General features: G+C 58.1%; 1 pseudogene. It reads left to right on the top strand.

The window, feature by feature from the left end:
- Positions 1–83: 83 nt before the first annotated feature.
- A pseudogene (locus tag IV91_RS19565) lies at positions 84–329 on the top strand (IS1380 family transposase); the annotation flags it as partial.

Genomic DNA, 329 nt, shown 5'->3' with positions numbered 1-329 from the left:
CGCGGGTTCAACGCCTGTGTTGCCGCGGGGAAAGCGTTCTGTGGCGGGATGACAGTGGTTTTGATTCGGTCCGGCTGTTGTTTATGAAAGCGCAGGAGAAGGATCGCTGGGCACTCAAGGGACAGCATTTCGACTTTCTGACCAAGTGGAACCCCCGCAAACAAAACAAGGACGAGTGGGTGGATAAGGCTGAAGCAGCGGGGGCCTTTGAAGAACAACGCCCCGGAAAGCGGGTGGCCCTGATGAAGATGACGGTCACTCGTGCCTGGCAGGGGAGTCAGCGTGACTTCGTCTTGCATGTGCGCGTGATCGAGCGCACCATCGACAAG

The organism is Ferrovum myxofaciens, from assembly GCF_000735045.1.
Classification (GTDB): domain Bacteria; phylum Pseudomonadota; class Gammaproteobacteria; order Burkholderiales; family Ferrovaceae; genus Ferrovum; species Ferrovum myxofaciens.
This window is presented reverse-complemented; position numbering and strand designations above follow the sequence as displayed.